This window comes from Anaerobacillus arseniciselenatis (assembly GCF_001865995.1).
GTDB lineage: Bacteria > Bacillota > Bacilli > Bacillales > Anaerobacillaceae > Anaerobacillus > Anaerobacillus arseniciselenatis.
Genome location: NZ_MLQQ01000058.1, coordinates 115,990 through 124,616, shown reverse-complemented (window position 1 = coordinate 124,616; position 8,627 = coordinate 115,990). Strand labels below are relative to the sequence as shown.

Here is an 8,627-nt window from a genome sequence, read left to right as displayed (position 1 = left end):
AGCGTACCCACCAATTGGCATAGTTTCACATATTATAAAAATAATGTTAGAGGTCGTGTCGAAAAATATTTTTTTGGTACTTCTCCAACGGCTCAAACCGTTGGTATATCAATATTTATAGAGGGAGTTGTCTATTTCATGAATGACTTAAGGCTGAAAGCAATGTTAGAACAATTTTTTAATGAGGATATTGGTATTGGTGATTTAACGAGTGAAACAATTTTCTCTAATAATGATTTCGGTAAAGGAGTATTTGTAGCGAAAGATGATGGAGTATTTAGTGGTGTCAGCATTATTAAACAAGGGTTTAAACTTTTAAATGATGAAATATCCACCGAGTGCTACGTAACAGATGGGCAAGAAGTAAAAAAGGGTGATGTTATCGCTACTGCTAATGGCCCTGTAGTGGAGTTGTTAAAAGGTGAACGTGTTATTTTAAATTTAGTGCAACGAATGAGCGGTATTGCAACAATCACAAAAAAAGCAGTTAAAAATACACAAGGGTATGTTACAAAGATTTGTGATACGCGAAAAACTACCCCTGGACTTAGGATGTTAGAAAAATATGCGGTGACTTGTGGTGGTGGGTTTAATCATCGCTACGGGCTATCCGATGCAGTAATGATTAAAGATAACCATATTGCTGCAGCGGGTGGAATAGAAAAAGCTGTGAAAAAAGTACGTGAAAAGCTAGGGCATACTGTGAAAATTGAAGTTGAAACAGAGTCAAAGGATGATGTTATCGCAGCAGTGAAAGCAAAAGCAGACATTATTATGTTCGATAACCGTTCTCCAGAAGAGATTATTGGATTAAAAAAATTAGTGCCAGAAGGAATTATAACTGAAGCTTCAGGTGGGATAACCATCGATAATGTGAGCAGTTACGCCAAAACAGAAGTTGACTATATTTCACTAGGTTTTCTAACTCATTCAGCAAAAGCGTTAGATATAAGCTTTAATATCGAATCGGAAATTTAGTTCTAGAAGCTGTTCGGCTTCTCCGAGTAGACTAAACAACTCAAAACTCAAAACCCAAAAGGAGATGAATCAAATGAGTATTTTAGAAATGATGGATGAAACAGTTACAATCCCTGATCGTTATAAAGAGATGTCGACAGAAGAAATGGAAAATAGAATTCAAGAAATTAAAGATAAATTCGGTACTCGGCTTTATATTCCTGGACATCATTATCAAAAAGATGAGGTCATTCAATTTGCTGACGATACTGGCGATTCATTAAAGCTAGCTCAGCTTTCAGCTAATAATGAGTTAGCAGAATATATCGTTTTTTGTGGTGTTCATTTTATGGCAGAAACTGCAGATATTTTAACGAACGATAATCAAAAAGTATTATTACCAGACATGAGAGCTGGTTGTTCGATGGCAGATATGGCTGACATTGAACAAACAGAAAGAGCCTGGATTAAGCTTCAAGAAATTTTTGGGGATACGATGTTACCGTTGACTTATGTTAATAGCACGGCTGCAATTAAAGCATTCTGTGGTAAACATGATGGAGCGACGGTTACTTCATCAAACGCCAAAAAAATGGTGGAGTGGGCATTGACTCAGAAAGAGCGAATTTTCTTTTTACCAGATCAGCACTTAGGAAGAAACACTGCTTTTGATTTAGGGATTGCGCTTGAAGAAATGGCGATTTGGGATCCAGAATTAGAGAAGTTAGAATTTGATGGAGATGTTAATGACATTAAGGTCATTTTATGGAAAGGTTATTGCTCTGTTCATGAAAAATTTACAGTAGAAAATATTGAAGAAGTTCGAAAGCAACATCCGGAAGTGAACATTTTAGTTCACCCTGAGTGTAGTCATGAAGTCGTTCAATTATCAGATTATGATGGATCGACTAGTTACATTATTAATAAACTTAAAGATGCAGAAGCAAATACGATATGGGCGATAGGTACTGAAATGAACTTAGTAAAAAGGTTAAGTCAAATTCATTCAGACAAACAAGTTTTTTCATTAAATCCTAATATGTGTCCATGTTTAACGATGAATCGAATTGACCTCCCTCATTTATTATGGTCTTTAGAAAGTATTGAAAATGGAAATCCAATTAATCAAATAACAGTTGAAAAAGAAGTTGCAGAAAATGCGCTTTTAGCAGTAAATCGTATGCTTCAAAGAGCTTAGAATAGTAATGTTTTTATAAGGTGACAAAAGTAGTTAATCATGCTGCTTTTGTCTTTTTTTTGTATAAGTTGGTTAGTGATTTGTTGGTTAGTTGGAAAGGGAGAACTTGACTTATCCATGTGGATTGTTGACAGTGCATCGCCATGAGGAGTTTGTATGAAAAAGAATGCTCGGTCGCTTTTCTTGAGCGAGCCTCTAAAATTCGATAGAAGTTTACAGCGAAGCGAGAGAAAAGCGACCGACATTTTCATTCAAGATGGTGACGGTACCCGTCATGAAGGTTTTGTATGAAAAAAGGAGGGCAATTTTCTGAACGAGCCTCTAAAAGTCGTTAGAGTTTTACAGTGAAGAGAAGAAGATTGCCCTCCTTTTACGCACCCGCCTTTTTCCATATTTGATGATGATGGAGTGCGACATGTTGGTTTTGTTTGTAAACTACGACCGACTTTCTTAAACAAATCGATGATTAAGTGGTTATATATAACAATTCAACTGCATAAATTGTGCTGAAGGACATTATTGATATTTATTTTATTAATGCTACGGAGATTAAAAACGTAACATTTTATCAGCAACGGCAAATGTAATAATTTGTAGATTAGAAGCATGTAATTTTAAAAAAATATATGCTATTGCTGAAGAATTAGTATAAGGAGGGAATATGACGTGAAAATTCATATTGTTCAGCAAGGAGATACTTTATGGAATTTAGCACAAAAGTATGATGTTGATTTTGAACAACTTAAAGCAGTCAATAGCCATTTGAGTAATCCAGATGTCATTATGCCGGGAATGAAAATAAAAATTCCAACAGGCGGTGTACCTGTTAAGAAGCAGGTACCTAAAAAAGAAGCACCAGTAGTGAAAGAACAACCGAAAGTAAAAGAACAACCCAAAGAAGCTCCAGTTCCTAAAAAAGAAGTAAAAGTTCCACCACCAAAAATGCCTGAAGAAGTAAAGAAGCCGGTAAAACCGGAAGCGCCGGTTGTAAAACAACCTATTCATATACAACCAATACAACAACCAATGCAACTAACACAAAAACAATATGAACAACATCTACACAACATGAATATGAACTTTAATATTTATAAACCAATGCCACCGGCACCGCCAGCACCGCCACCAGTACCTAAAGTACCTGAACCACCGAAAATGCCAGTAAAACCAAAAGTAACAAAGCCTGTAACACCACCACCGGTGCCACCTAAAAAGGCAGTACCAAAACCGGTAGAGAAGCCTATTGAAAAGCCAGTAAAGAAACCAATAGAGAAGCCTATTGAAAAGCCTATACAGAAATATGTTGAACCGATGGTAAAACCTACAATGCCACCGAAAATGCCGATGCCTGATAAATGCTATCCGGTTACTGGAATTATGCCAGGTTGCTCTTATCAAGCACCGCCGGTTGTGCAACAATACCAAGCATACCCGCAATACCAGCCAATGCCGCCGGTAGGAACACCAATGCCAATGCCAGGGTATGCGCCAGCACCACCGATGCCGGCATATCCACAGGTAGCGCCGCAGCCGATGCTAGGCTACCAACAACCTGGGCAATATGGTTACTCACCAGTAGGGGCACCAATGCCAGGAATGCAACCACCACCAGCACCACCTTATGGTATGGAGCCACCACAACAGTGGCCGCAAATGCCTGAAGATGATGATATCGAATTTGATGATGATATGGATGATATGCCAGCACCGCAAAATTATTGGGGGCAACCGGGTGTTTCACCACAATATGGTGATGTTTCAATGCCACAGCAACCGATGCATCCAATGCATTATTATCCACAGCAACCAATGCAACCAATGCCAATGCAGCCATCATATCCACAAATGCCGATGGCTCCGCAACAACCTTATGGTTTTGGGCAACAACCACAGTTTCCACCAGGGCAACAATATCGTCCACCTTATTATGAAGAAACAGGAAATGATGAATCAGAAGATTAAAATACTGAAAAGCCAATCGCTAGCGGTTGGCTTTTTTTTATTATCAAAAATCCCCGATACTTCCTACATATAACAGATTATTTTCACGTTAAAGATGACAAATTAAGTGTGAAAGGAGGATACAAACCAATGAAAAAATTTGCGATTACATTATCAGCAGCAACACTACTTTTAGGTGGTTTAGTCGGGTGCTGGGATGCACCACAAGGCACTACAGGTTTAGGGGCAGATCAACGAGGTTTTGGATATCATCAAACTGATCAACGTGATGGTGCTGGATTTACAGGACAACGTGCAGGTGAAGGTCCAATAACTGATATGTTTACACGAGATGACCGTCGAGGGGCACGAGGTTTTGGGAGAGATACACGTCGTCCAGGAACAGGATTAGCAGGTGAAAGAGGTATTACAGGGCAACATGGTGGAATGACAGGACAATTTGGCGCAGACCGAAGAGGCGGCGCTACTGGAGCAGGTCATGGAGCTGGTGGAGCCGGTATCGGTGGCGCAGGAGTTGGCGGAGCAGGTCATGGAGCTGGTGGAGCCGGTATCGGTGGCGCAGGAGTTGGTGGAGCAGGTCATGGTGCTGGTGGAGCCGGTATCGGTGGCGCAGGAGTTGGCGGAGCAGGCATTGGTGGTGCAGCTAGATCAGGCCATGGAGCAGGCTTTGGAATAGGTGGCGGAGCCGGAGCAGGCCATGGAGCAGGTGGCGGAGCAGGCTTTGGTGCGTCAGGTGCAACAGGCTTCGATGGAGCAACTGAGCGAGGAACTGGTTTAGGTATGAGAGGTCAAACTGGTTTCGGTGGCGCAGCTGGTCATCCTGGTGGAATGACAGGTGCTGGCCGTGGTACTCAAGTAGAAAATCGTATTCCTGGAGTTGGCGGTGCTGGTATCGTTGGTGACCGTGCAGGATATGTAGACGATCGTGGCATTTTAAGAGGCCGTGATGGTCGTGGGACAACTGGACGTGCTGGCATTGGCGGACTAGGACAAACAGGTAGAACTTTACAAGACGAAAGAGCTGGTGTGGGTACTCGAGGTGCCGGGAGAGACGCAGATGTTCGTTTAGGTGATCGGATTACACCGGATACCGAAAGAGGAATGAGAAATTTTGCTTATCCTGAGGGCTATGATACCCAAACAGTACAAAGAATTAACACACGATTAGCTGATGTTGAAAATGTAAGAGACTCAAGAGTAATTGTTCATGACAATAGAATACTCGTAGGTGTCGATGCAGATGGTGATGACATTCAGCGTGTTGAACAAGATGTTCGCCGTACCGTAGGTGATATGGCAGGGGATAGAGAAGTAACCGTTGTTACTGAACGCGATCAATTTAACCGTGTTCGCACTGTAGATGACAGATTACGTGGCGGAGAAGCGATAGACGAAGTCGGTGCAACAATTACCGAAATGTTCGGTGACTTTGGCCGTGCTGTTCAACGCCCGTTTGAAAGAACTCGATAAAAAATAACATGGCAAAAGAGGCTAATATGGCTAGCCTCTTTGCCTATAACAAGTAAAATTTAGTCAATATGGATAAAAGTCTTTATGGTTGGCGATAATAATTATTGCTAAGCATAAAGGCTTTTTGTAATTCAATCGCATTAGGCCAATTTTAAAGTAATGGTGGTGGTTAAATTGGCAACGAAAATATTAACTATTGTAAAAAAACACCCTGTATTTATTGGGTTAATTGGACTATTAATAATTATTGCTGGATTTTTTACGATAATTGATCAACAGCAATTATCATCAACCGCTGCTGAGGCACCTTTTATTCGTGAAAGTAGTAAAGCAGAAATTCATTCAGCTGTGCCTGTTTCAGCTATTACAAATGATCCAAAACAAGTTCAAGTCGTATTAGCAAGAGTATATTTAGACGGTGAAATAAGCGAGGAAATTGTTGAAGAGACGATTTGGTCTATGGAAGATTTTTGGGCCCAATACCGTGAATGGGAATTAATAGATCAAAACGAAGCGACAGTTGTTTTCCAACAAAAGGTTGACGATATTTCTCCATTATTAAAAATCAATGGATATTTTGGTATTTCTGATGAAGGTACTTTAAATATTTATGATGGTAACCCAGCGGGAGAAAAAGTAATTCAGTCTTTTTTTCAAATCAATACAAAAGAATTAAAAAGTCATCAACAAAGGGAACTTCAAAATGGCATTCCAGTATTATCTAGAGATCGTTATGAAGAAGTATTAAAAACATATAAGAAATATGCTAAACAGGAAATGTAAAGTTATGCCGAGTAATAAATTACGAACTATATTACTGTAATCTAAGAAAAAGCCTAAAGCCAACGATGGTTTTAGGCTTTTAAGTCTTTAATCTGCAATCTTTTATGATAAAATAAAACAGAAATAAATGTTCGTTTTTAGAATGGAGAGGTATTTGTGATTGAATTTGTCAAAGGAAAAGTTAACTACATTGATACGCAATCGATTGTAATTGCTGTAAATGGAGTCGGTTACCAAATTTTTTGTGCTAACCCGTTTATTTATAAAGTAGATGAAGAAGTAGATGTAACAATTTATACATATCAGCATGTGCGAGAAGATGCCATTAAGTTATTTGGTTTCCGTTCTAGGGAAGAGAAGGCATTGTTTGAAAAGTTATTAAATGTTTCAGGAATCGGTCCAAAAGGGGCATTAGCGATTTTGGCTTCAGGTGTGCCTCAACAGGTTGTTCAAGCAATTGAAGAAGAGAATGAACATTTTTTAACGAAATTCCCAGGGGTTGGAAAAAAAACAGCCCGTCAAATTATTTTGGATTTAAAGGGAAAACTTACAGATTTTATGCCGGGCTTAGTAGGTCCTGTTTATGAATTAAAGACTGAAGAAAAAGCAACAACGTATTCAAAAGAACTAGAAGATGCTCTTGAGGCTTTAAAAGCATTAGGCTATGTAGAAAGAGAAGTTAAAAAGGTTGCTCCAAAACTTGCCAAGGAACATTTAACAACAGACGAGTACATAAAAAAGGCTTTACAGCTCCTTTTAAAGCTGTAGTAGCGTGATCAAGGCGCTTACGCTTTTCTTAAAAGGTAGGAAAGCATAAAAATTTTAAAAGCTGTCTAGCTTCAGGCGCCATCTGCTCGACCACTTCAGTCATTCACTTGCGGTCTAAAACCTGACCGCTACGTGCAGGCCTTCCAGTGAAGCTACTGCCTGAGTTACTTCTTTGCAGCTTTGCGACGAGTAATCGCAGGAGCATTTCGCCGATAGGCGGGCGCCTTACGCTTTTCTAATAGGAGGGAGAATAATGGAAGAAAGAATGGTTTCTGCTGAGGCACAGCATGAAGAGGAAAACCTAGAAAACCAACTTCGTCCTCAATTGCTTAACCAATATATTGGACAAGATAAAGTTAAAAATAATTTAAAAGTGTTTATTGAAGCTGCGAAAATACGGAATGAAGCTTTAGATCATGTTCTTTTGTACGGTCCACCTGGATTAGGTAAGACAACATTAGCAACGATCATTGCTCATGAGATGGGTGTACAAATAAAAACGACATCAGGCCCCGCAATTGAGCGTCCAGGTGATTTGGCAGCGATATTAACGGCTCTAGAGCCAGGCGATGTGTTATTTATTGACGAAATTCATCGTTTAAACAGGGTCGTTGAAGAAGTGCTTTATCCAGCGATGGAAGATTTTTGTTTAGATATTGTAATTGGAAAAGGACCGACAGCTCGGTCGGTGCGGCTTGATTTGCCACCATTCACATTAGTTGGGGCAACGACTAGGGCTGGACTTTTATCGTCTCCATTGCGAGATCGTTTCGGAGTATTATCACGTTTAGATTATTACACAAATGAAGATTTAAAAAAAATTGTTACACGTACAGCAGAAATTTATGAAGTAGAACTGGAAGATGAAGCGAGTGTTGAATTGGCGAGGCGTTCAAGAGGAACTCCTAGAATCGCTAATCGATTATTAAGACGTGTTAGAGATTTTGCCCAAGTACAAGGAAATAGTTATATTGATTATAAATTAGCGATTGATGCACTTGACCGACTTCAAGTAGACAAACTTGGTTTAGATCATATTGATCATAAACTTTTGAAAGGCATTATTGAAAAGTTTCGCGGTGGTCCAGTAGGACTTGATACAATTGCCGCAACGATTGGCGAAGAGTCACACACACTTGAAGATGTTTATGAACCATATTTATTACAAATTGGGTTTTTACAAAGAACTCCTCGGGGTAGAATGGTAACGTATAAAGTATACGAACATTTTCAAATGGAGGTGCCTGAGTAATGCCAAATATCCCTAAATTACTCATTACGGTTGGAATCATTTTAGTTGTGATCGGTCTTTTATGGCAGGTAGGTGGAAGATTTTTTCCTATAGGAAAGCTTCCTGGTGATATTCTATTTAAAAAAGGTAATACAACTATTTATTTTCCAATTGTGACCTCGATAGTTTTAAGCGTCGTTATCTCGTTAATCCTATATTTTATCGGGAGATTTCGATGAATTGTACTTGTCAACAATG

8 protein-coding genes are annotated in these 8,627 nt (G+C 39.4%); all 8 read left to right on the top strand.

Annotation, left to right across the window (positions count from 1 at the left end):
- The first annotated feature begins 138 nt into the window (after positions 1 to 138).
- The 8 genes from nadC to BKP35_RS18765 all read left to right on the top strand — a co-directional run bounded on the left by nadC (position 139) and on the right by BKP35_RS18765 (position 8,608).
- Positions 139 to 978, top strand: a complete 840-nt coding sequence (gene nadC / locus BKP35_RS18800; protein ID WP_071314915.1) for a carboxylating nicotinate-nucleotide diphosphorylase — start codon at positions 139 to 141, stop codon at positions 976 to 978.
- A 73-nt stretch (positions 979 to 1,051) separates the two neighbouring features.
- On the top strand, positions 1,052 to 2,155 hold the full coding sequence (nadA, locus tag BKP35_RS18795; protein WP_071314914.1) for a quinolinate synthase NadA: 1,104 nt from the start codon (positions 1,052 to 1,054) through the stop codon (positions 2,153 to 2,155).
- Positions 2,156 to 2,821: 666 nt separating this feature from the next.
- A complete protein-coding gene (safA, locus tag BKP35_RS19890) occupies positions 2,822 to 4,117 on the top strand; it encodes a SafA/ExsA family spore coat assembly protein (RefSeq protein ID WP_071314913.1) in 1,296 nt (431 codons plus the stop codon).
- Positions 4,118 to 4,246: 129 nt separating this feature from the next.
- Positions 4,247 to 5,587 (top strand): YhcN/YlaJ family sporulation lipoprotein, encoded by a 1,341-nt coding sequence (locus BKP35_RS18785; RefSeq protein ID WP_071314912.1) that lies wholly within the window; start codon positions 4,247 to 4,249, stop codon positions 5,585 to 5,587.
- A 174-nt stretch (positions 5,588 to 5,761) separates the two neighbouring features.
- Positions 5,762 to 6,370 carry an intercompartmental signaling factor BofC gene (locus tag BKP35_RS18780; protein WP_245742008.1) on the top strand — a complete coding sequence of 203 codons (609 nt, stop codon included), beginning with the start codon at positions 5,762 to 5,764 and terminating at the stop codon, positions 6,368 to 6,370.
- Positions 6,371 to 6,526: 156 nt separating this feature from the next.
- Entirely contained in the window at positions 6,527 to 7,138 is a 612-nt protein-coding gene (ruvA, locus tag BKP35_RS18775) for a Holliday junction branch migration protein RuvA (RefSeq protein WP_071314910.1), read from the top strand.
- A 253-nt stretch (positions 7,139 to 7,391) separates the two neighbouring features.
- The gene (gene ruvB, locus BKP35_RS18770) at positions 7,392 to 8,390 is read left to right on the top strand and encodes a Holliday junction branch migration DNA helicase RuvB (protein WP_071314909.1); all 999 of its coding nucleotides are present in this window, start codon (positions 7,392 to 7,394) and stop codon (positions 8,388 to 8,390) included.
- On the top strand, positions 8,390 to 8,608 hold the full coding sequence (locus BKP35_RS18765; RefSeq protein ID WP_071314908.1) for a DUF2905 domain-containing protein: 219 nt from the start codon (positions 8,390 to 8,392) through the stop codon (positions 8,606 to 8,608). The genes ruvB and BKP35_RS18765 overlap by 1 nt, the downstream gene beginning before the upstream one ends.
- Positions 8,609 to 8,627 lie beyond the last annotated feature (19 nt).